Raw genomic sequence first — 20,808 nt, forward strand, 5'->3', positions numbered from 1 at the left:
ACGCTGTTGAGTTCTCAAGGAACGGACGCTTCCTTTGTACTCACCCTCTCGGGCTTTCCTCCGGGCGCTTCCCTTCGATGTTCCCAACTCTATCAGCGTTTTTCCGACTCTCTGACCACCGTTCTGCGGACATGCAGAAAGTGACCCCGAGATAGGATCTGACGAGTTGGATTGCTGCCGAGTGAGGACACTGTTGATGTCGCTCATCCCCGAGCAGGAGTACGACTCTACACGGGGTCGCGGACCGCGTGCAAATCGATTAGGGTCTGGTGGTCTAGACCTCTTGTCCGGACCGCAGACCCGGAGCCGTCCCCCGTAACCGGTACGTCATATGACATACGCTGCTGAACAGTGCGCCGGAGACAGACAGTGACGGCACTCGTACAGATCCACTCCTTGGGAGGCTTCCCATGACCACCGTGACGTCCCCGCTCGCAGGGCGGGCCATCGGACTGGCGTCCGTGCCCGATCCCGTCTTCTCCGGAGCCATGGTCGGCCCGGGTACGGCGATCGACCCCGACCGGGAGCCCTCCGAGGCCGTCTCCCCCGTCGACGGCGTCATCGTCTCCCTGCACCCGCACGCGTTCGTCGTCGTCGACGAGAGCGGGCACGGTGTGCTCACCCATCTCGGCATCGACACCGTGCAGCTCAACGGCGAGGGCTTCGAGCTGCTCGTCAACAAGGGGGACACCGTCACGCGCGGTCAGAGCATCGTGCGCTGGAACCCGGCCGCCGTCGAGGCCGCCGGCAAGTCCCCGGTGTGCCCGGTGGTGGCTCTGGAGGCCACGGCGGACGCCCTCTCCGACCTTCGGGACAGCGGCGACGTGAAGGCCGGGGACAGTCTCTTCCTCTGGAAGTGACCCGGCACCGTCCCCCGACGGGCCACCACGACACAACCAACGCGGCGGCTTCTCCCGCCGCACTAGCGGAGACGGGTGAGATGGAGACAACGCTGCGAGGCGTCGGTGTCAGTCACGGTGTGGCGATCGGCGAGGTCCGTCACATGGGTACGGCGGTGCTCGAACCGCCGGCCAAGCAGATCCCCCCGCAGGACGCGGAGCGCGAGCAGGGCCGCGCCCGCCAGGCCGTCGAGGCCGTGGCCGCCGATCTGACGGCGCGCGGGAACCTCGCCGGGGGCGAGGCCCAGGCGGTGCTGGAGGCACAGGCCCTGATGGCCCAGGACCCCGAGCTGATGGCCGACGTGGACCGTCGGATCGCCGTCGGCAGCACCGCCGAGCGTGCCGTGTACGACGCCTTCGCCTCGTACCGCGAGCTTCTGGCGAACGCCGGGGAGTACCTGGCGGGCCGGGTGGCCGACCTCGACGACGTGCGGAACCGCATCGTCGCGCGGCTGCTCGGGGTGCCGATGCCCGGGGTGCCGGACAGCGACGAGCCGTATGTGCTGGTGGCCCGTGATCTCGCGCCGGCGGACACGGCGCTGCTCGACCCCACCCTGGTGCTCGGCTTCGTCACCGAGGAGGGCGGGCCCACCAGTCACAGCGCCATCCTGGCCCGCGCCCTCGGTGTCCCGGCCGTGGTGGCGCTGCCGGGTGCCGGTGAGGTCGCCGAGGGCACACTGATAGCGGTCGACGGCAGCACCGGCGAGGTCTTCCTCAACCCGAGCGCCGAGAAGAAGGCGCAGCTCGAGGCCGCCGCGGCCGAGCGCAAGGCGGCACTCGCGGCATCGACCGGCCCCGGTGCGACCGCCGACGGTCACAAGGTGCCGCTGCTGGCCAACATCGGCGGCCCGGCCGATGTCGCGGCGGCCGTCGAGGCGGGAGCGGAGGGCGTCGGTCTGTTCCGGACCGAGTTCCTGTTCCTGGACGACAGCAAGAACGCCCCCACGGAGGAGAAGCAGGTCACGGCGTACCGTCAGGTGCTCGAGGCGTTCCCCGAGGGCCGGGTCGTGGTGCGCGTGCTGGACGCGGGCGCGGACAAGCCGCTGGACTTCCTCACGCCGGCCGACGAGCCGAACCCGGCCCTGGGCGTGCGCGGCCTGCGGACGCTGCTGGACCACCCCGCGGTCCTGCGTACCCAGCTGACGGCGCTGGCCAGGGCCGCGGAGGGACTGCCCGTCTACCTCGAGGTGATGGCCCCGATGGTGGCGGACCGTGCCGACGCCAAGGCCTTCGCGGACGCGTGCCGGAAAGCCGGGCTACGGGCGAAGTTCGGCGCGATGGTCGAGATCCCGTCGGCGGCGCTGCGGGCGCGCTCCATCCTGCAGGAAGTGGAGTTCCTGTCGCTGGGCACGAACGACCTCGCGCAGTACACGTTCGCCGCGGACCGCCAGGTGGGCGCGGTCTCCCGGCTCCAGGACCCCTGGCAGCCCGCGCTGCTCGACCTGGTGGCGCTGTCCGCCGAGGCGGCGAAGGCCGAGGGCAAGAGCTGCGGTGTCTGCGGTGAGGCCGCCTCCGACCCGCTGCTCGCGTGTGTGCTGACCGGTCTGGGCGTCACCTCTCTCTCCATGGGTGCGGCGTCCCTTCCGTATGTGCGGGCGTCGCTGGCGAAGTTCACGCTGGCGCAGTGCGAGCGGGCCGCGGCGGCGGCCCGGACGGCGGACAGTGCCGAGGATGCCCGCAAGGCCGCCCAGGCGGTGCTGTCGGGCGAGTAGCCGGACCGCGACGTGGTGTCCGAGGGGGCGCTCCACCCGTGGTGGGGCGCCCTCTTCGTGTGCGCGGTTCAGTGACGGTGGGCCGGGCCGGGGCCGTCCTCCTCCCCGAGGTGGGGTGCCTCGCAGTAGTCGACGTTGGATTCCGGGGCGATGAGGTCCCCTGATTCGACGTCGGTGCAGTAGGCGTCGAAGACCTCTCCGGCGGTGAGCGCCTCCAGTCGGTGGGCGCGCAGGCGCCAGCCGTGGACGCGGTCGGGGGCGCCCGGCTTGCTGATCCGCATGACCAGCCCGCCGGGGCCGGCGGTGGCGAGGCCGACGGCCAGCACCGTGGTGAATTCGAGGGCCTCGGACTCGTCGAATGCGGTGCGGCCGGCGGTGTCGTCGGTGTGCAGGGCGGCGACGAGCGTTTCGGGCGGCCCGGAGACGCTGCACACGAGGTGGCGCTCGCCGGGCGGCGCCGTGTCCAGGATCCGTACGAGGAGGTCCGAGGCGCGGGCGAACGCGGCGCGGCCCAGGTCCTCGCCGCAGGAGGCGCAGGGCCCGAGGCGGGCGAGGAGCGTGGTCGCGTACTCCCAGGTCGCCTGGCGGACGGCCTCGTCGACGAGGGTGGGCAGGAGGTCGGCCAGCGGCCGGCCGTCGTAGGCGACGGCGGGTCCGGTGGAGGCGAGTTCGGCCGTGAACCGGGAGCGACTGGTGTGGCTGTCCGGGTCGAGGCCCCTGCTCGCGCAGAACTCCGCGTAGTCGGCGGGGTCGAAGAGCGTCACGGTGGTGTGGCTGCCCTGGAGTGCGCGGGTCCTGAGGACGGCTTCCAGGTGTTTGAGATAGGTGGTGTGGTCGTCGAAGGCGAAGCTGGTGTACCGCCGCATGGCGCGGAAGTCGTGTTCGTCGGTCAGCACGCCGATGGTGCCGACGATTTCGCGGCGCAGGACGCGTCGCAGGGTGCGGTGGTCGGTGTACGTCATGTCTCCCCCTCTGACAGTCGATCAGTGCTCACTCAACGTAACCGGCGGCACTGACAACGGGGCGGGGGGAGACGACGGCGTACCCGGAGGGCGACGGGTCCGGGAGGTTCAGGCGCGCTTGCGGGCGATCTCCTCGTAGAAGGCGAGGAGGTCGAGGTTGTCCACGGATCCCGGGTTGACGGCCTTGTCCAGGGGGGTGCCCTGGAGGAGGCGTTTGACGGGGACCTCGATGCGTTTGCCGGTGAGGGTGTGCGGGACTCCGGGCACCTCGATGACCTCGTCGGGGACGTGGCGCGGTGAGAGTTGCTCGCGGATGGTCCGCTTGATGCGGTTCAGGAGGTCGTCGTCCAGGGTGGCGCCGGGGGCCAGGTGGACGAAGAGGGGCATCCAGTAGCCGCCGTCGGGCTGTTCGATGCCGAGGACGAGGGATTCCCTGATCTCGGGGAGTCGTTCGACGGCTTCGTAGATGTCGGCCGAGCCCATGCGGACGCCCTGGCGGTTGAGCGTGGAGTCGGAGCGGCCGTGGATGACGACCGACCCCCTCGCGGTGATGGTGATCCAGTCGCCGTGGCGCCAGACGCCGGGGTAGGTGTCGAAGTAGCTGTCGTGGTAGCGGCTGCCGTCGGGGTCGTTCCAGAAGTGGATCGGCATGGACGGCATCGGGTTGGTGACGACCAGTTCGCCGACCTCGTCCGTCAGGGGTTCTCCGCTGGGGTCCCAGGACTGCAGGTCGGTGCCCAGGCCGGGGGCCTGGAGCTCGCCGACGTGGACGGGCAGGGTGGGTACGGCGCCGGCGAAGCAGGAGCACACGTCCGTACCACCGCTGACGGAGGCGATCCACAGGTCGTCGCGGACCTCGTCGTGCAGCCAGCGGAAGCCGTCGGGGGGCAGGGGTGAGCCGGTGGTCGCCACGCAGGTGACCGTGGACAGGTCGAAGTCCCGTGCGGGGTGGACGCCGGCTTTGCGGCAGGCCATCACGTACGCGGCGGAGGTGCCGTAGAGGGTTGCTCCGGTGCGTTCCGCGATGCGCCACTGGGCGCCGGTGTCGGGGTATCCGGGGCTTCCGTCGTACAGGACGATCGTCGTTCCGGTCAGGAGGCCGGAGACGAGGAAGTTCCACATCATCCAGCCGGTCGAGGTGTACCAGAAGAAGCGGTCCTCGGGACCCAGGTCGCAGTGCAGGCCGAGTTGCTTGAGGTGTTCGACGAGGATGCCGCCCTGTGACTGGACGATCGCCTTGGGCAGTCCGGTGGTGCCGGAGGAGTAGAGCACCCACAGCGGATGGTCGAACGGGACCGGTTCGAAGACCGGTTCGGTGTCCGACGAGGTGAGGGCGGACCAGTCGAGGGCTCCGTCGGGGGCCTCGGTGCCGAGCAGGGGGATGTGCACGACGGCGCGGAGGGTCGGCAGCTCGCGGCGCAGTTCGGCGACGGCGTCACGGCGGTCGTGCTCCTTGCCGCCGTAGCGGTAGCCGTCGACGGTGAACAGGACGACGGGTTCGACCTGCTGGAAGCGGTCGAGGACGCTGCGGGCGCCGAAGTCGGGGGCGCAGGAGGTCCAGACGCCGCCCACGGCGGCCGTGGCGAGGAGGGCGACGACCGCTTGCGGAATGTTCGGCAGGTAGCCGCTGACGCGGTCACCGGGGCGGACGCCCAGGGTGCGCAGCTCGGCGGCGAGGGAGCCGACCTGGCGGCGCAGCTCGGCCCAGGTGACGGGGGTCGGGTCGTGGTTCTCGTCCACGTACAGCAGGGCCGGTTCGTCCGCGCGGGAGTCGGTGGCGCGCAGGGCGTGCTCGGCGTAGTTCAGGGTGGCTCCGGGGAACCACTGGGCACCGGGCATGGAGCGGTCGCCCAGGACGCGCGTGTACGGCGTCCGGAAACGGACGTCGAACCACTGGGTGACGGCTTCCCAGAAGGTCTCCAGCTCGTCGACGGACCATCGGTGGAGCGCCGCGTAGCCGCCCTCGGCGGGCGCGCCGTGGTGTTCGGCGGCCCATGCCTGGAACGCGGTGATGCGTGCTCGGGCGATACGTTCCGGATCCGGCTGCCAGAGCGGCTGGGGGTTCTCGGTCGACATGGGGGCTCCCGGACTGTGCGCGTCGTGTGCGTCCTCCGCGCACGGGCTGGGGTGTGCGCGTGACGCGGCTGACAGGGACGATGCCATGTGATCGACTTCTGCACCAGGGTGTCCCCCACATAGTCCGTGTCGTGGAGATGTGGTCCGATCATGGGTGAACGGCAGTTGAACGCCGCCCTCGCCGCACGTGATCGATGACAGGGTGAGCACCATGGACGGTCGTGACCTGGTGCGTTCGGTGGAGTCGGTCGGTACGGCGGGGGCGGCTCAGGGGTTGCGTACCGTACGGGCGGCGTGGCGCAGGTGGCGGGCGGACGCCGGTGGGCTGCCGCCGCGGGGACCGGTGCGGGCACGGGTGCCCGGGGCGGTGCGGGAGGTGCAGCCGGGGCCCGGTGGAGGGCTGATCGGATTCAGCCGTTCGGAGCTGCGGATCGTCGTCGCGGTGAACGGGGCCGTCTTCTGGGGTTGGGACGGTGCGGCTCCCGAACCGTCGTACGCGCTGGCGGGCCGCTGCCCCGATCCGGATCCGCGGGCCGTGCTGGAGCCGCACAAGGACGGCGGCTGGCGGGTGGTGGCCGAACGGGTGACGGTCGTGGTCTCGCGGCTCGGCGCGGTGGAGGTGCTCACCCCGGGAGGGGTGACGCTGCGGCGGGATCTGCCGCCGCGGTGGTGGGAACCGGTCGGCGGTGGCACCGCGCGGTGGATGCAGCGCTCGGAGGTGCCTGCGGACGCCCGGTTCTTCGGTCTCGGGGGGCGTGTGCCGGGTCCCCGGTTGCGGGACGGTGTGTACCGGCTGTGGAACACCGGTCGTGGTCGTGGCTGGGGGCGTGCCGGTGATCCGGTGTCCGCCGCCATGCCGACGCAGGTCGTGGTGGCCGACGCGGGCACCCATCTGGTGTTCCACGACAGTTCGTGGGACGGCACGGTGACGCTGCGGGAGGGTGAGGAGGGGGCCGGTTCCGGGCACGACCGGGCCGGGACGAGCGAGCTGAGGATGGACGGCGGCCCGCTGCGGTGCTGGGTGATGGTGGGGACACCGGCGCGGGTGCTGCTGGCCTGGGCGTCGCTCACCGGTGCGCCGGCGCTGCCGCCCGCGTGGGCGCTCGGTCATCATCACGCGCGGTGGGGCGGTGGCGGTGAGGCGGAGGTGCGCGGGGTGGTGGAGGGCCACCGGGAGCACGGCCTGCCGCTGGACGTCGTGCACCTCGGTTCCGGACACCTCGACTCCCGGGAGGGGTTCACCGTCGACGAGGAGCGGTTTCCGAAGCTGCCGGTCCTCGCGGACGAGTTGCGGCGCGAGGGGATCAGGCTCGTGTCGGTCGTCGCTCCCGGCGTCGGGGAGGCGGCCGGCGGTCCCGTGTACGACGGCGGTGCGCGGAGGGACGCCTATGTGCGCGGTGCCTCCGGGGAGGTGGTGCGCGGAGTCTCGTGGTCCGGGGACGCGGTCTTCCCGGACTTCACCGGCGCGCGGGTGCGTGAGTGGTGGGGCTCGTTGTACGCGGAGCGGCTGGCACAGGGGTTCGCGGGCTTCTGGCACGCCCTGGACGAGCCGACGTCGTTCTCGGCCTTCGGGGAGCCGACGCTGCCGAGGTCGGCGCGGCACGCGCTGGACGGGAGGGGCGGTGACCACCGTGAGGCGCACAACGTGTACGGGCTGTGCATGGCGCGGGCCGCGTACGACGGTCTGCGGACGCTGCTGCCCGGGGAGCGGCCGTTCGTGCTGTCGGGTTCCGGGTGGGCCGGTGTGCAGCGGTACGGAGGAGTGCGGGTGGGCGGGGCGGGAGCGGGCTGGCCCGGGTTGCGGGCTTCGCTGGCGCTGGTGCTGGGGCTGGGGCTGTGCGGGGTGCCGTACTCGGGTCCGGACGTCGGTGCCGTCGACGGGGCGGGGTCGCCGGAGCTGTACCTGCGGCGGCTCCAGTTGGGGGCGTATCTGCCGTTGTTCCGCACGCACTCCGGTCCGGGTGCGGGGGGCGGGGGGCCGTGGGAGTTCGGTGCGGAGGTTCTGCGGCACGCGCGTGGGGCGCTGGTGGAACGCCGGCGGCTGCTGCCGTACTTCATGACGCTGGCGCATCTGGCCCGGCGTACCGGAGCGCCCTATGTGCGGCCGTTGTGGTGGGCGGCGCCGGAGGACCGCGCGCTGCGCGACTGCGAGGACGCGTTCCTGCTCGGTGACGGGCTGCTGGTGGCGCCGGTGCTCGGTCCTGGCGTGGACCGGCGGGCCGTTCAGCTGCCGCGCGGGCGGTGGTACGACACGGCGACCGGCCGGGCGTACGAGGGTCCGGGGCGCGTGCTGGTCGACGCGCCCCTGGGTCGGATCCCGGTGTTCGCACGGGCGGGCGCCGTCCTGCCGGTGCGGGGGGACGACGGCGGTACGGAACTCGAGGTGTGGGCGCCCGCCCCGGGACGGGCCGGGGGCGGGCTGTTCGTGCCGGATGCCGGTGACGGGTGGGAGGAGCCGGAGATCGAGCGGTACGCGGTCCGGTGGTCGGGCGCGCGGGTCGTCGTCGAGCGGGAGGGCGCGGAGGGGGCCGGTGGGGCGGGCCGGCCGGTGCGCGTCCGCGGGCTGGGGCCCGGCGTGGGTCAGATGTAGCGGCCCTCGAAGAAGGCGCGTACGGCCAGGGTGTGCAGGGGGAAGGCGAGTTCCTCGGGGCGGCGGAGCAGGTGCAGGCCCTCGGTCTCGTCGGTGGGCGCGGAGGGCGGCAGCTCGTCCGCGGGCCGTTCGGGCAGGAGGCCGAAGAGCAGCAGGTGCCCGTCGGGTGAGCTCATGGCGTCGGCGAGACGGACGTCGCGGCTCGCCGCCTCGATGCCGGTCTCTTCCTTGAGTTCCCGGACGACGGCGTGGCGCCAGTCCTCCCGGTGGTCGATGAAGCCGCCGGGCAGGGCCGTGCCGCCCCGCGCGGGGGCGATGGCGCGCGTGATGACGACCAGGGCGATGCCGTGGGTGTCGTAGACGGGCTGGAGGGCCACCGCGACGGGGAGGGGGTTGCGGTAGGCGACGGCACCGCAGGCGGGGCAGGTGCGGGGCCAGCCGGAGACGCCCTCCCCGTAGGGCGCGCCGCAGCTCGAACAGTGGGAGTCCGGCGCGGAGTTGGCGGTCGGGGCCTGGGTTTCGGACACGCGCGGGACTGTATCCGATGAGGGTGGGGGCGTCTCCGGCGGGTGGGTCAGTGGCGGCCGGTGAGCGAACTGCGGGACACCGGGAAGTCGAAGTAGGTGTCCGGGTGGGTTTCGGGCTTGAAGGTGTAGTGCCACCACTCCTCGGCCAGGTTCACGAATCCGAGGCCCTCCAGGGTGTTCTTGAGCAGCAGCCGGTTGGCGCGCTGTTCGCCCTGGATGCGCGGGTCGAGGGTGTGGCTGAGGGTGTCGAAGCAGTCGTAGCCGGTGCCCATGTCCACCGAACTGTCGGGGTAGCGCTCGTCCTTGGGCGCGAAGCAGGGAGCCGGTGGCTGTCCGGGGTGCTGGGGGCGGGCCGGCCGGGCGGGGAGCTTTACGAGGGTGAGGTCGACCGTGGAGCCGCGGCTGTGGCCGGACTTCTCCGCGATGTAGCCGTCGGCGAACAGCCGGCTCTTGTCGACGTTCGGGTAGAACTCGGGCTTGGTCCTCTGGTCGTCGAGGTCCTCGGCCCAGCGTACGAAGTGGTCCACCGCGCGTTGCGGCCGGTAGCAGTCGTACACCTTCAGGGAGTAGCCCTGGCGCAGGAGTTCGCGCTGTGCGGTGCGCAGTGCCCGGGCGGCGGGCCGGGTGAGGATGCACAGCGGCTGCCGGTAGCCGTCGACGGGTTCGCCCACGAAGTTGTGCGGGGTGAAGTAGCGGATCTCCTGGATGATCGTCGGGTCCACGCGGTGGAGCGCCACGAAGTCCGGGGGCGCGACGGGTTCGGGCGTCGCCCGGGCGGGGACGGACGCGGCGGTCACGGCGAGCAGGGCGGCGAGGGTGGTGGCCAGACCTCGTACCACGGTGGAGATTCGTGTCATGCCCCTTGCAACTATCACGCGGGGGCGGCTCGGGGAAAGGACGTGGCCGACAACCGTCGCCGTCGGCGACCGTGACGCGTGACGCTCCCTGAGCCGGCGTCACGTCGTCACTCGGCGCGGCGGCCCGTCCTCCGGTCGGTCGACGGGGTGCGGGCCGTGCGTCCGCCGTCCCTCAGGTGGTGACCGCCCGTCGCCGCGAGGCCCGGGCCATGGCGTGCTGGACGACGCCGATGAGGGCCTCCTTGCCCGACTCGCGGTCCCGCGCGTCGCACAGCATCAGCGGTACGTGTTCGTCGAGGTCGAGGGCCCGGCGGACATCTTCCTGCGGGTAACGGGCCGCCCCTTCGAAGCAGTTGACGCCGACGAGGAACGGGATGGAGCGCCGCTCGAAGTAGTCGATGGCGGCGAAGCAGTCCTCCAGACGCCGGGTGTCGGCGAGGACGACGGCGCCGAGGGCGCCCTCGGACAGTTCGTCCCACATGAACCAGAACCGCTCCTGGCCGGGTGTGCCGAAGAGGTACAGCACCAGGTCCTCGCGGAGCGTGATCCGGCCGAAGTCCATGGCCACGGTCGTGGTGCTCTTGGCCTCCACACCGCTGGTGTCGTCGACCGGGCGGCCCGCCTCGGTGAGGAGTTCCTCGGTGCGCAGCGGCCTGATCTCGCTGACCGCGCCCACGAGCGTGGTCTTGCCCACGCCGAAGCCGCCGGCCACCAGGATCTTGAGCGTGACGGGCTCGACCGGGGGCTTGCCGCGCTCAGAACGGCCGAAGATCATCGATCTCTTCTCCTGCTTGATGGGGTTCGGGCGGCGGGCCGTATCCCCCGCCGCCGGGGGTTTCGATGACGAGTACGTCGTCGGCGCCGACGTCCGTCGAGTCGCTGCCGGCGAGCCGGGTCACCGTACCGTCCGCCCGTTCGACCCGGTTGGCGCCCCGTGCTCCGGGCGCCCCTCCCGCCATGCCGTACGGGGGGACCCTGCGGTGCTGGGACAGTGTGGAGACGGTCATGGGTTCCAGGAAGCGGATGCGGCGTACGGCTCCGTCGCCGCCGGGCCACCGTCCGGCACCGCCGCTGCCGCGGCGCACCGAGAACTCCTCGAGCCGGACGGGCAGCCGCCACTCAAGGATCTCGGGGTCGGTGAGCCGTGAGTTGGTCATGTGGGTCTGCACCACGGACGCGCCGCGGAAGCCGTCGCCGGCGCCCGAGCCGGAGGCGACGGTCTCGTAGTACTGGTGGCGTGCGTTGCCGAAGGTGACGTTGTTCATGGTGCCGGAGCCCTCCGCCTGGGCGCCGAGGGCGGCGTAGAGGGCGCCGGTGATGGCCTGGGAGGTCTCCACGTTGCCCGCCACGACGGCGGCCGGCCGTGCGGGCGCGAGCATGGTGCCGGGCGGGACGACGATCCGCAGCGGGCGCAGACAGCCGTCGTTGAGGGGGATGTCGTCGGCGACCAGGGTGCGGAAGACGTACAGCACGGCCGCGTCGACGACCGAGCGGGGGGCGTTGAAGTTCGTGGGCAACTGGGCGGACGTGCCGGTGAAGTCGATGGTCGCGGTCCGGTTCACGCGGTCCACGCCGACGCGTACGCGGATGACGGCGCCCGAGTCGGTCTCGTAGGCGTACTCGCCGTCGTCCAGCGCGTCGACGACGCGGCGTACCGCCTCTTCGGCGTTGTCCTGGACGTGCTTCATGTAGGCCTGGACGACGGGGAGGCCGAAGTGCTCGATCATGCGGCCCACTTCTTCGACGCCCTTGCGGTTGGCGGCGATCTGGGCGCGCAGGTCGGCGAGGTTGGTCCCGGGGTTGCGGGAGGGGTGGGGGGCGTCGGTGAGGAGGCGGAGGGTCTCCTCCTCGCGGAAGCGGCCGTCCTCGGTGAGCAGCCAGTTGTCGAAGAGGACGCCCTCCTCGTCGATGGTGCTGCTGCCGGCCGGCATGGAGCCGGGGGCGATGCCGCCGATCTCGGCGTGGTGGCCGCGTGAGGCCACGTAGAAGAGGACGCCGGTGTCACTCTCCGTGGCGTCCGTGGGTCCGGTGCGGAAGACCGGGGTGATCACGGTGACGTCGGGCAGATGGGTGCCGCCGTGGTACGGGTCGTTGACCGCGTAGGTGTCCCCCGGGCGCATGGACGAGCCGCGCCGGCGGATCACCTCCTTGACGCTGGTGCCCATCGAGCCCAGGTGGACGGGGATGTGCGGGGCGTTGGCCACCAGGTTCCCGTCGGGGTCGAAGAGGGCGCAGGAGAAGTCCAGGCGCTCCTTGATGTTGACGGACTGGGCGGTGGACTCCAGTCGGGCGCCCATCTGTTCGGCGATGGACATGAAGAGGTTGTTGAAGATCTCCAGCAGGACCGGGTCGGCTTCCGTGTCGACGTCGGAACTCTGCGTGACGGCGGTGCGTTCCATGACCAGATGCCCGTCGTCCCTCGCCGCGGCCCGCCAGCCGTCGTCGACGACGGTCGTCGCTCCGGACTCGGTGATGATCGCCGGGCCGGTGACGCGGACGCCGGGGGGAAGGTCCTGCCGGCGGTGGAGGGGTGCGTCGCGCCAGGCGCCGCCGGTGTGGAGGCGGACGGTCCGGGGGGCGGCGGCGCCGTGTCCGGGGGCGGCCTCGTAGGGCGCGAGGGCGGAGAGATCGGGGGGATCGGTGATGCCGGTGGCTTCGACGGAGAGTGCTTCGACGACGATCGGGCGGTCGAGCGTGAAGGAGTACGTGGCGCGATGACGTTCCTCGAAGGCGCGCCGCATCGTCCCGGGCTCGGTCAGCTCGACGGTGAGGGTGGTGTCGGTGCCGTCGTAGCGGAGCTGGGCGCGCCGGGTGACCTCGACGCGCTCCCCGGGGACGTCCTCGGCGAGGAGTTCGGCCCGGGCCGCCCTCTCCAGGTCGTCGGCCCTCTCGTGCACGGCGGGCATCGCGGCGGGTTCCAGGGGCGCTTCGACGGACCCTTCCCGCATGGCGGTGGTGTCGGCGAGGCCGATGCCGAGTGCGGACAGGACGCCCGCCATGGGCGGGACGAGGACGGTGCGGACGCCGAGGGAGTCGGCGACCATGCACGCGTGCTGCCCGCCCGCCCCGCCGAAGGTCGTGAGGGCGTACCCGGTGATGTCGTGGCCCTTCTGCACGGAGATCCGCTTCACCGCGCCGGCGATGTCGGCGACGGCGATCTGCAGGTAGCCCTCGGCGACCTGTTCGGGGGTGCGGTCGTCGCCGGTCCGGTCGTGGATCTCTCGGGCGAGCGTGGTGAAGCGGTCGCGGACGACGTCCACGTCGAGGGGCAGGTCGCCGTCCGGGCCGAAGACGGCCGGGAAGTGGGCGGGCTGGATCCGGCCGAGCATGACGTTGGCGTCGGTGACGGCGAGCGGGCCGCCGCGCCGGTAGCAGGCGGGACCCGGGTCCGCGCCCGCCGAGTCCGGCCCCACCCGGTAGCGGGAGCCGTCGAAGTGGAGGACGGAGCCACCGCCGGCGGCGACGGTGTGGATGTCGAGCATGGGGGCGCGCAGCCGGACCCCGGCGATCTGTGTGGTGAGGACACGCTCGTACTCGCCCGCGAAGTGCGAGACGTCGGTGGAGGTGCCGCCCATGTCGAAGCCGATGACGCGGTCGAATCCGGCGAGCTGCGACATGCGTGCCATGCCGACGATGCCGCCGGCCGGCCCGGACAGGACGGCGTCCTTGCCGCGGAACTGCCCGGCCTCGGTGAGCCCGCCGTTGGACTGCATGAACATCAGCCGTACGCCTTCGAGTGCGTCGGCGACATGGCGGACGTAGCGGCGCAGCACGGGCGAGAGGTAGGCGTCGACCACGGCGGTGTCACCGCGCGGGACGAGCTTCATCAGTGGGCTGACCTCGCTGGACAGCGAGATCTGCGGGAAGCCGGTACGGGCGGCGAGCTCTCCGATGCGCTGTTCGTGGGCGGGGTGGAGATGGCTGTGCATGCAGACCACGGCGACCGCGCGGATCCCGTCGTCGTATGCCTGGCGCAGCGCTCGGCTGAGGGCGTCCAGGTCGGGGGCGCGCAGCACGGTGCCGTCGGCGGCGATGCGCTCGTCCACCTCGACGACCCGTTCGTACAGCAGCTCGGGCAGGTCGATGCGGCGGGCGAAGATGCGGGGACGGTTCTGGTAGGCGATGCGCAGGGCGTCGCGGAAGCCCCGGGTGACGACCAGCAGGGTTCGCTCGCCCTTGCGTTCGAGGAGGGCGTTGGTGGCGACCGTGGTGCCCATGCGCACGCTGTCGACGGGATCACCCGATCCGCCGAGCAGCGCGCGGACCCCGACGACCGCCGCGTCCGTGCTCGCGCCGGCCCGGCCCGGGACCGGGTGGTCGGACAGCACCTTGTGGGTGAGCAGCCGGCCGTCGGGGCGCCGCGCGACGATGTCGGTGAAGGTCCCGCCTCGGTCGACCCAGAACTGCCAGCCTGTCACGTCAGTACTCCGCTTCCGCGCCGGTCACAGCGCCCGGAGGCCGTTGATCACGTCGCGCAGAATACTCTCGTCCGGCAGTTCCGCCGGGGGTACGGGCCGGTTCACATGGACGAATGCGCCGTCCACGAGGTCTCCGACGAGGACCCGGACCACTCCGATCGGCAGGTCGAGTCCGGCGGCGAGTTCGGCGACCGTCGACGAGGAGTCGCGGCACAGCCGGACGATGTCCACGTGCTCCGGAGAGAGGGTGGGATCGTCCTCCGGATCGTCCGCGTACGGTTCCGTGACGACCACCGCGATCAGGTCGAGGCGGTGCTGGGCCGCACTGGTGGTGCGGCCCCGCGTCATGGCGTACGGACGGACGACCGGCCCGGCCTCGTCGTCGAACCAGTGGCTTCTGTCCTGACCGTCAGCGCTCATGTCACCTCACTACCCGCCCGAGGGCAGATCGGTGCGCGGTGCGGCGCCCAGATGCACACCGACCCGCTTCACGAGGAGCGTCATCTCGTAGGCGACCTGTCCGACGTCGGAGTCGGCGTCCGCGAGGACGGCGAGGCAGCTTCCGTCGCCGGCGGCGGTCACGAACAGGAACGCCTCGTCGAGTTCGACGACGGTCTGGCGGACGTCGCCGGCCTCGAAGTGGCGGCCCACTCCCTTGGCGAGGCTGTGGAATCCGGAGGCTACGGCGGCCAGGTGCTCGCTGTCCTCCCTGGTCAGGTCCTTCGAGGCGCCCGTGGGCAGGCCGTCGCCGGAGAGCACGATCGCCTTGCGGATGCTGGCGACCCGGTCGACCAGGTCGTCGAGGAGCCAGTTCAGCTCCCCCTTGTCGGTCTCGGTGTGGCCGGTGGCCCTCGGTGCGGTCATCGACCGTCCCCCTCTGTTGTTCGTCGTGGTGCCGTGCCGTCGGCGGCTTCGTCGCCGGCGGCGTTCTCCTCGCGGCCGCGCTGCCAGCCGCGCTGCAGCGAGGCCATGCGGCTGCGTACTTCGTCCGCGTCCCGTTCGACGGGCCGGGTCCGGTCCCCTTCGCGCGGTCGGGGACCGCGCTTGAGCTGGGGAGCCAGGCTGGCCTGCCGTACCCGGCGGGGCAGTGATCCGCCGTCGGGCTGTTCCGCGGGGGTACCGGTCCCGTCCGGGGCCGGCGAGGAGTCGTCGGGCCCACTCGTCGTGACCGCGGGGCGGCGGGTGCGCCGGGGCGGTCCGGCGGGCGGCTCGGCAGCGGGGGCGCCGTCGCGCTCGGCGTCACCGGCCGCGGGGCGGGCGCGGTCCGGGGTCCGCCGGCGGGTGGGCAGCGGCGGCGGTGTCTCCGCGTCCGTTCCTTCGTGCCCGAGGCCGGGGGAAGGCCGCTCGGTACGCCGGCGGGCGGGCAGCGGAGCGAGTGGCTCCGGGTCCGGGCGGCCGGGTGCCCGGTGTCCGGCGGCGTTCTCGCCGCGGCGGCGGGAGGGCAGCGCGGGCGCTGCTTCGAGTTCGGGGCGGCCGGGCTGGGCGGCCCTCTTCTCCGCGTCGCCCCGCCCGGCACGGGCGCCCTGGTCGCGGACCGGGCGGCCGTGCGAGCTGACCAGCTTGGGGGTGGCCCTGCGGGTGAGGGGGACCGGGGCATTCGCCGGGCTGTCGGTGTCCTGCGCGGCGCCCGGAGCCGGATGGTGGGACTCGTGGCCGCGGGCGGGCCGCTCGTCCTCGGTGAGGGAGCGCCGGGGGCGGAAGAGCCCGCCGTGCTCGCTGTCCTCGTCGTCCAGGGCGCCGGGGAAGCCGTTGAGGGCGTCCAGGTCCACGGGGGCTTCCAGCTCGACCGGTCCGTCCAGCACCGAGGCGGGCAGCCGGGGCAGTTGGACGGGTACCTGGGAGAGCGCGGCGCGACGGCTCTCCTCGGGCTCCTTGTCCTTGGCGCGCCGGGGCCGGTCGAGCCGGAAGCCGATCCCGTTGGTGTCCGGGACGTCGTCCGTCAGCAGCGCGTCCGGGATGAAGACGACCGCGGTGGTTCCGCCGTACGGGGAGGGCTGCAGGGAGACCCGGACGTTCTGGCGCTGGGCGAGACGGCTGACGACGAACAGTCCGAGCCGGTCGGTGTCGGAGAGTTCGAACTCCGGGGTCTCGGCTAGCCGGAGGTTTGCGTCCAGGAGCGCGTCGGCCGCCATGCCGAGCCCGCGGTCGTGGATCTCCAGGGTGAAGCCGTTGGCCACGCGCTCCCCCACCACCTGCACCGCGGTGTGCGGCGGGGAGAACACCGTGGCGTTCTCCAGCAGTTCGGCCACGAGGTGGGTGAGGTCGGCGACGGCCGGGCCGGTGACGGCGACCCTGGGCAGCCTGCGCACCTCGATGCGTTCGTAGTCCTCGACCTCGGCCACCGCGGCACGTACGACGTCCATGAGCTGGACGGGCTTGCGCCACTGCCGGGAGGGCGCGGCGCCGGAGAGGATCACCAGGCCCTCGGCGTGCCGGCGCATGCGGGTGGTGAGGTGGTCCAGACGGAAGAGGTCGGCGAGTTCCTCGGTGTCCTCGGTCCTGCGCTCCATGGTGTCCAGCAGGGTGAGCTGCTTGTGCAGCAGGACCTGGCTGCGGCGGGCGAGGTTGACGAACACCTCGGAGACGCCGGCGCGCAGTTCGGCCTGCTTGACTGCGGCCTCCACGGCGGCGCGCTGGAGGGTGTTGAGGGCCTGGCCGACCTCTCCCATCTCGTTCCGGTCGTACTCCAGGCGCGGAACCTCGGTCTCGATGTCCACCTGTTCGCCGGCGGAGAGGCGGCGCATCACGCTGGGCAGCCGCACGCCGGACGCCTCGTGCGCCTCCAGGCGCAGCTTCCTCAGGTCGCGGATGAGGCCGCGGCCGACGCGTACGGAGAGGAACAGGGAGACCAGGAGGGCGATCAGTCCGAGCACGCCGACGATGACGGCCTGGGCGATGACGCCCATGGCGACGGGGCGGACACGGTCCTGGTAGCGGTCGGTGGCCCCGTCGTTGAGGGTGCCGAGCTCGGCGAGCACGTTGCCGGCGGCGGTGTCCCAGCTCTTCGCGGTGATCCCGCGGGGCGGCCCGGTGCCGGAGGAGACGGCGGCCTCCTCGCCCACGCGCAGCGGGGCGGACGCGGCGTTCGTCCAGAACGCCTCGTAGCGGTCGCGTTCGGCCGCGGGCAGTTGCGGCAGGCCGGCGTCGTACAGCAGCGTGCGCTGGGCGATGAGGTCGGAGATGTCGCGCACCTCGGCGCGGGAGAGCCGGCCGACGATCAGGGCGGAGCCGAGGAGGGCGTCCTCGCGGGAGAGCAGTTCGCGGGCGCGGGCGATGCTGACGAGGGCGCGGTACTGCTTGTCGAGCTCGACGTCGTCGACCACGTGCAGACTGGCGAGCAGCACGTAGCAGGGGTCGACCAGCCGGTTGTAGAGGTCGAGGGCCTGGGCGCGGTCGACGGTGCCGTCCTCGACGCTGCGGCGGAGGGACTCGATGCCGTTGAAGGACTCCAGGACCGCGCTCAGCGCACCGGAGTCGCCGTGCATGGCCTCGCGCACCCGGGAGTCGTCCGCGCTGCCGCGGACGCCGGCGACGGCCTTGTCGGTGGCGGCGCGGCTGCGCCGCAGTGCGGCGAGCCCGTCGGAGGCGCGTGGGTCGGCGAGATAGACGAGGGTCTGGCGGCGCTCCTGCTGGAGGACGCGCACGGTGTCCTCGACGGGATAGCCGACCTCCTCCATCACCGACGACACGTCGAACAGGTGGCTCGCCTCGCGGCCCGTGAGCACCGTGGTGAAGGCCCAGACCGCCGTCAGGGACACCAGCGGCACGAGAAGCAGCGCCACGATCTTCCGGCGGATGGACTTCCCGCGAAAGCGCATGGCCTCCCCCAGCTCGGCCCCCGGACGTCCGGGGGCACACATGTGCGTCAACAAACGGCGCGAGCCTACTACCGCGGCGGGGCCAACTCGAAGACGTGTCCGGAAGCTGTAGTTCCGCACTGGTGACGGGAGATGGGGAGTTGTCCGGCCATTGCGGGAGATTGCCTCCCGCCCGGCGGGGCGTGCGCCGTGCGCCGATCTGCCGGGCGGACGGGCGCCGTTGGCCGGATTCTTACCCGTTCGGGAATCTTCCCGTCGCGCCGTTCGTCCTTCTCTGTGGGAAATGGGGGCGGAATCGGCCACAGGAGCCGTGTCCGTACCCGTGCGGCGTAAGACAGCGCAAGCCGGGCAGCCACTGAGGTATCGGGTCTTCGGACAAGGGCGAGCGGTCTGCTGGCGGTGGGGAGTGACACGTTGATGGGCACGGCGGAGCGGCGCGAGGCGCCCGAGGGCGGCGCGGCGGCACGGAAGGGGTCGCGGCCGGGTGCCGGGGTGCCCGGCCGCGACACGCTCACGGCCGAGCGCGGACCGGGTTCCGGGAGGGCCGGGCACGGGGTCCCGGACGGTGCGGTGCGCGAGACCGCGCGGGGCGCGGGGGGCGGGTCCGGTGGCGCCGGCGCGCAGGGGAGTCACCGGCCGCTGTGGGTCGAGGAGCCGGCGCGTCGGCGCCGGTTGCCCGATCCGGTGCGGACGGCCGCGGTGCGGGCGGTGATCGTCATCTCGGTGACGATGATTCAGGCCATGGTGGCCTTCCTGTGCACGCTGGCCGGCTCCTGGCTGGCCTTCCCCATGGTCATCAGCAGCGTCGTCAGTACGATCCTGGCGACCTGGGCGGCGCTGGACGTGTGGGTGACCCGCCAGGTGTGGAACCAGCGCCACGGCGTGGTGTCCGTGCCCAGCAGCACGGCGCGCGCCCTGCGGCGCGAGCGGCGGCGCGCCCGCCGTCAGGAGCGGTCCGCGCAGCGCGCCCGGGCGCGAATAGGCCGGCGCGGCGGAGCCGGGCAGCTGTCCCACTCCTGACCCGGTCGCGGTGCGTGGCGCCGCGCCGCGGCCGGCGTGCGCAGGCGTCGCTACCCTGAGGTCTCGCACGACGCACCCTCGAGCGTCCCGCGCCACCGCTCCCGACAAGATGGTGAGAGCCCGACGATGACCCGCCTGGGGAACGAGCCCGGGGCGAACGGCAAGAGCGCCACGAGTGCCGTGCAGTCCGTGGACCGTGCCGTGAGCGTGCTGGAGATCCTCGCCCGGCGCGGCGAGGCGGGTGTCACCGAGATCGCCGGTGAGCTGGGGGTGCACAAGTCGACGGCCTTCCGGCTGCTCGGGGTGCTGGAGAACCGCGGTCTGGTGGCCCAGGCCAAGGAACACGGTGCCTACCACCTGGGGGCCGGTGTGCTGCGTCTGGCGGGGGCCGCCGCCCTGCGGCTCGACATCTCGCAGGAGGGCGTCCCCGTGTGCCGGGAGCTCGCGGACGAGCTCGGTGAGACCGTGAACATGGCCGTTCTGGACGAGGACGCGGCCGTCAACATCATGCAGGCCCGCGGCACGGCAGCGGTCACGGCGCAGAACTGGCTGGGCAGGCGCACCCCGCTGCACGCGACCTCCAGCGGCAAGGTGCTCCTGGCCCATGTGCGGCCCGCGCTGCGTGAAAGCCGCCTCACCCGCCCGCTGCCTCGGTTCACGGAGCACACGGTCGTCGACCCGTCCGTGCTGCGGACCGAGTTGGACAAGGTGCTTGAGCAGGGGTACGCCGTGACGCTGGAGGAGCTGGAGCTCGGCCTCGCCGCCGTCGCGGCGCCGGTCCGCTCGCACGACGGGTCCGTGATCGCGGCGATCAGTGTCTCGGGTCCCGTGTACCGGCTGACCGCGGAGCGGCTGCCCCGGTTGGGCAGCCGGACGGCGGCGGCCGCGGCCGAACTCTCGCGGCGCATGGGGTACGGCTTCTGAGCCCGCCGCCCGGGAGGGGGCCGTCAGCCGCTCGCCGGGGCGGGCCGCTTGAACATGCGGGTCGCGGTGATCTCGCTGTGCGCCTCTCCGTCCGGGGCCTGCTGGGGAAGCCCCGGCCGCAGGTGCTCCTCCACGCTGATGTACTTCAGGCCGGCCCGCAGGTCGGCGTCGTTGCGCAGCCGGATGACCAGGGGGAACTCGGCGAGCGCCGTCGTGTCGAACAGGCCGGTGGTGTACAGGAGCTGGACACCGAGCGCGTCGGCGACCGCCCGCTGGAGTTCCAGCAGATAGGTGGCGTTGGCACGGCCGATGGGGTTGTCCAGGAACAGCGTGCCGGCGTGCCGGTGCCTGTCGCGGCCCCGGTCGTTGGAGCGCAGGGCGGCCATCGTGCAGTACAGGGCGATCGCGGCGGTCAGCAGCTGGCCGCCGGAGAACACGTCGCCCATCTGCCCGACGGGCACCCGCTCCGCGCGCAGTACCGCGTCGGGCTTGAGGATCTCGACGGCGATGCCCTTCGGACGGAGGGCGGCGGCGACCCCGCGCAGCAGCAGCGACATGCCGTCGCGGCGCAGGTCGGAGTTCTTCCTCACGGCCGCCCGGGTCGCCTCGTCGATGACCTCGCCGAGGCGCTCGGTGAGGGTCGCCTGATCGGGCTCCTCGAAGCGGATGCGCAGGAACTCCTGCCCGGACCACTCACCGAGGCCCTCCGGCAGCCGGGACAGCCGCTGGGCCGAGCGGAGGGTGGCGAGGGCGGACTCGACCAGCCCCCTGAGCCGGTCCACGATCGAGTCGCGGTTGCGCTCCAGCTGTTCGAGCTCGTCGGTGAGGACCCGGAGCCGGGGCGCGAAGGCGTCGGCCCACTTCCGTGCGTGTTCGGGCAGCGCCGAGGCGGGCAGTTCGCGGATCTGCTGGCGCGCGGGGGTGCGGACCTGCTCGTAGCGCGTGGAGTTGGCGTGCCGGACGAGGACGTCGCTCGCCTCGCGCACGGAGGACTCCGCGGCGGAC

14 protein-coding genes and 1 pseudogene are annotated in these 20,808 nt (G+C 72.5%); 5 read left to right on the forward strand and 10 right to left on the reverse strand.

What is annotated here, in order from left to right:
* The first annotated feature begins 410 nt into the window (after window positions 1-410).
* Both IE172_RS27385 and ptsP read left to right on the forward strand, forming a co-directional pair.
* A complete protein-coding gene (locus IE172_RS27385; protein WP_190100001.1) occupies window positions 411-860 on the forward strand; it encodes a PTS sugar transporter subunit IIA in 450 nt (149 codons plus the stop codon).
* A gap of 80 nt (window positions 861-940) precedes the next feature.
* Window positions 941-2,611: a phosphoenolpyruvate--protein phosphotransferase gene (gene ptsP, locus IE172_RS27390; RefSeq protein ID WP_190100002.1), complete on the forward strand. Its 1,671-nt coding sequence runs from the start codon at window positions 941-943 to the stop codon at window positions 2,609-2,611.
* Window positions 2,612-2,679: 68 nt separating this feature from the next.
* On the opposite strand, the gene IE172_RS27395 is transcribed toward ptsP, so the two are convergent.
* Together IE172_RS27395 and IE172_RS27400 are read right to left on the reverse strand one after the other, a co-directional pair.
* Window positions 2,680-3,573 (reverse strand): DUF8829 domain-containing protein, encoded by an 894-nt coding sequence (locus IE172_RS27395; protein WP_190100003.1) that lies wholly within the window; start codon window positions 3,571-3,573, stop codon window positions 2,680-2,682.
* A gap of 108 nt (window positions 3,574-3,681) precedes the next feature.
* A complete protein-coding gene (locus tag IE172_RS27400) occupies window positions 3,682-5,649 on the reverse strand; it encodes an acetoacetate--CoA ligase (RefSeq protein ID WP_190100004.1) in 1,968 nt (655 codons plus the stop codon).
* Window positions 5,650-5,860: 211 nt separating this feature from the next.
* Here IE172_RS27400 and IE172_RS27405 point away from each other — a divergent pair, with 211 nt between their 5' ends.
* The gene (locus tag IE172_RS27405; RefSeq protein ID WP_190100005.1) at window positions 5,861-8,239 is read left to right on the forward strand and encodes a glycoside hydrolase family 31 protein; all 2,379 of its coding nucleotides are present in this window, start codon (window positions 5,861-5,863) and stop codon (window positions 8,237-8,239) included.
* On the opposite strand, the gene IE172_RS27410 is transcribed toward IE172_RS27405, so the two are convergent.
* The 7 genes from IE172_RS27410 to IE172_RS27440 all read right to left on the reverse strand — a co-directional run bounded on the left by IE172_RS27410 (window position 8,230) and on the right by IE172_RS27440 (window position 17,859).
* Window positions 8,230-8,766 carry an NUDIX domain-containing protein gene (locus IE172_RS27410; RefSeq protein WP_190100006.1) on the reverse strand — a complete coding sequence of 179 codons (537 nt, stop codon included), beginning with the start codon at window positions 8,764-8,766 and terminating at the stop codon, window positions 8,230-8,232. The two genes, IE172_RS27405 and IE172_RS27410, sit on opposite strands and share 10 nt — an antisense overlap.
* 47 nt (window positions 8,767-8,813) lie before the next feature.
* Complete coding sequence (locus IE172_RS27415) at window positions 8,814-9,623, reverse strand: M15 family metallopeptidase (RefSeq protein ID WP_190100007.1); 810 nt, start codon at window positions 9,621-9,623, stop codon at window positions 8,814-8,816.
* A 172-nt stretch (window positions 9,624-9,795) separates the two neighbouring features.
* Window positions 9,796-10,398: a GTP-binding protein gene (locus IE172_RS27420; RefSeq protein ID WP_190100008.1), complete on the reverse strand. Its 603-nt coding sequence runs from the start codon at window positions 10,396-10,398 to the stop codon at window positions 9,796-9,798.
* A complete protein-coding gene (locus tag IE172_RS27425) occupies window positions 10,379-14,041 on the reverse strand; it encodes a hydantoinase B/oxoprolinase family protein (protein ID WP_190100009.1) in 3,663 nt (1,220 codons plus the stop codon). Before IE172_RS27425 ends, IE172_RS27420 begins: the two co-directional genes overlap by 20 nt.
* A gap of 24 nt (window positions 14,042-14,065) precedes the next feature.
* A complete protein-coding gene (locus tag IE172_RS27430; protein ID WP_190100010.1) occupies window positions 14,066-14,461 on the reverse strand; it encodes a DUF742 domain-containing protein in 396 nt (131 codons plus the stop codon).
* Between the two features lie 9 nt (window positions 14,462-14,470).
* Entirely contained in the window at window positions 14,471-14,905 is a 435-nt protein-coding gene (locus IE172_RS27435) for a roadblock/LC7 domain-containing protein (protein ID WP_189560163.1), read from the reverse strand.
* Window positions 14,902-17,859, reverse strand: coding sequence for a nitrate- and nitrite sensing domain-containing protein (locus IE172_RS27440; protein ID WP_190100011.1), 2,958 nt, complete (start codon window positions 17,857-17,859; stop codon window positions 14,902-14,904). Before IE172_RS27440 ends, IE172_RS27435 begins: the two co-directional genes overlap by 4 nt.
* 417 nt (window positions 17,860-18,276) lie before the next feature.
* On the opposite strand from IE172_RS27440, the gene IE172_RS27445 reads away from it, so the two are divergent.
* Both IE172_RS27445 and IE172_RS27450 read left to right on the forward strand, forming a co-directional pair.
* Window positions 18,277-18,879, forward strand: a complete 603-nt coding sequence (locus tag IE172_RS27445; protein ID WP_190100012.1) for a hypothetical protein — start codon at window positions 18,277-18,279, stop codon at window positions 18,877-18,879.
* 126 nt (window positions 18,880-19,005) lie between these two features.
* Window positions 19,006-19,803, forward strand: coding sequence for an IclR family transcriptional regulator (locus tag IE172_RS27450; RefSeq protein ID WP_190100013.1), 798 nt, complete (start codon window positions 19,006-19,008; stop codon window positions 19,801-19,803).
* A 23-nt stretch (window positions 19,804-19,826) separates the two neighbouring features.
* Here the strand turns inward: IE172_RS27450 and IE172_RS27455 are convergent.
* Window positions 19,827-20,808, reverse strand: a pseudogene (locus tag IE172_RS27455) (hypothetical protein); the annotation flags it as partial.

The sequence above is a fragment of the Streptomyces griseoflavus genome (genome assembly GCF_014649995.1).
In the GTDB taxonomy this organism is placed as follows: domain Bacteria; phylum Actinomycetota; class Actinomycetes; order Streptomycetales; family Streptomycetaceae; genus Streptomyces; species Streptomyces griseoflavus.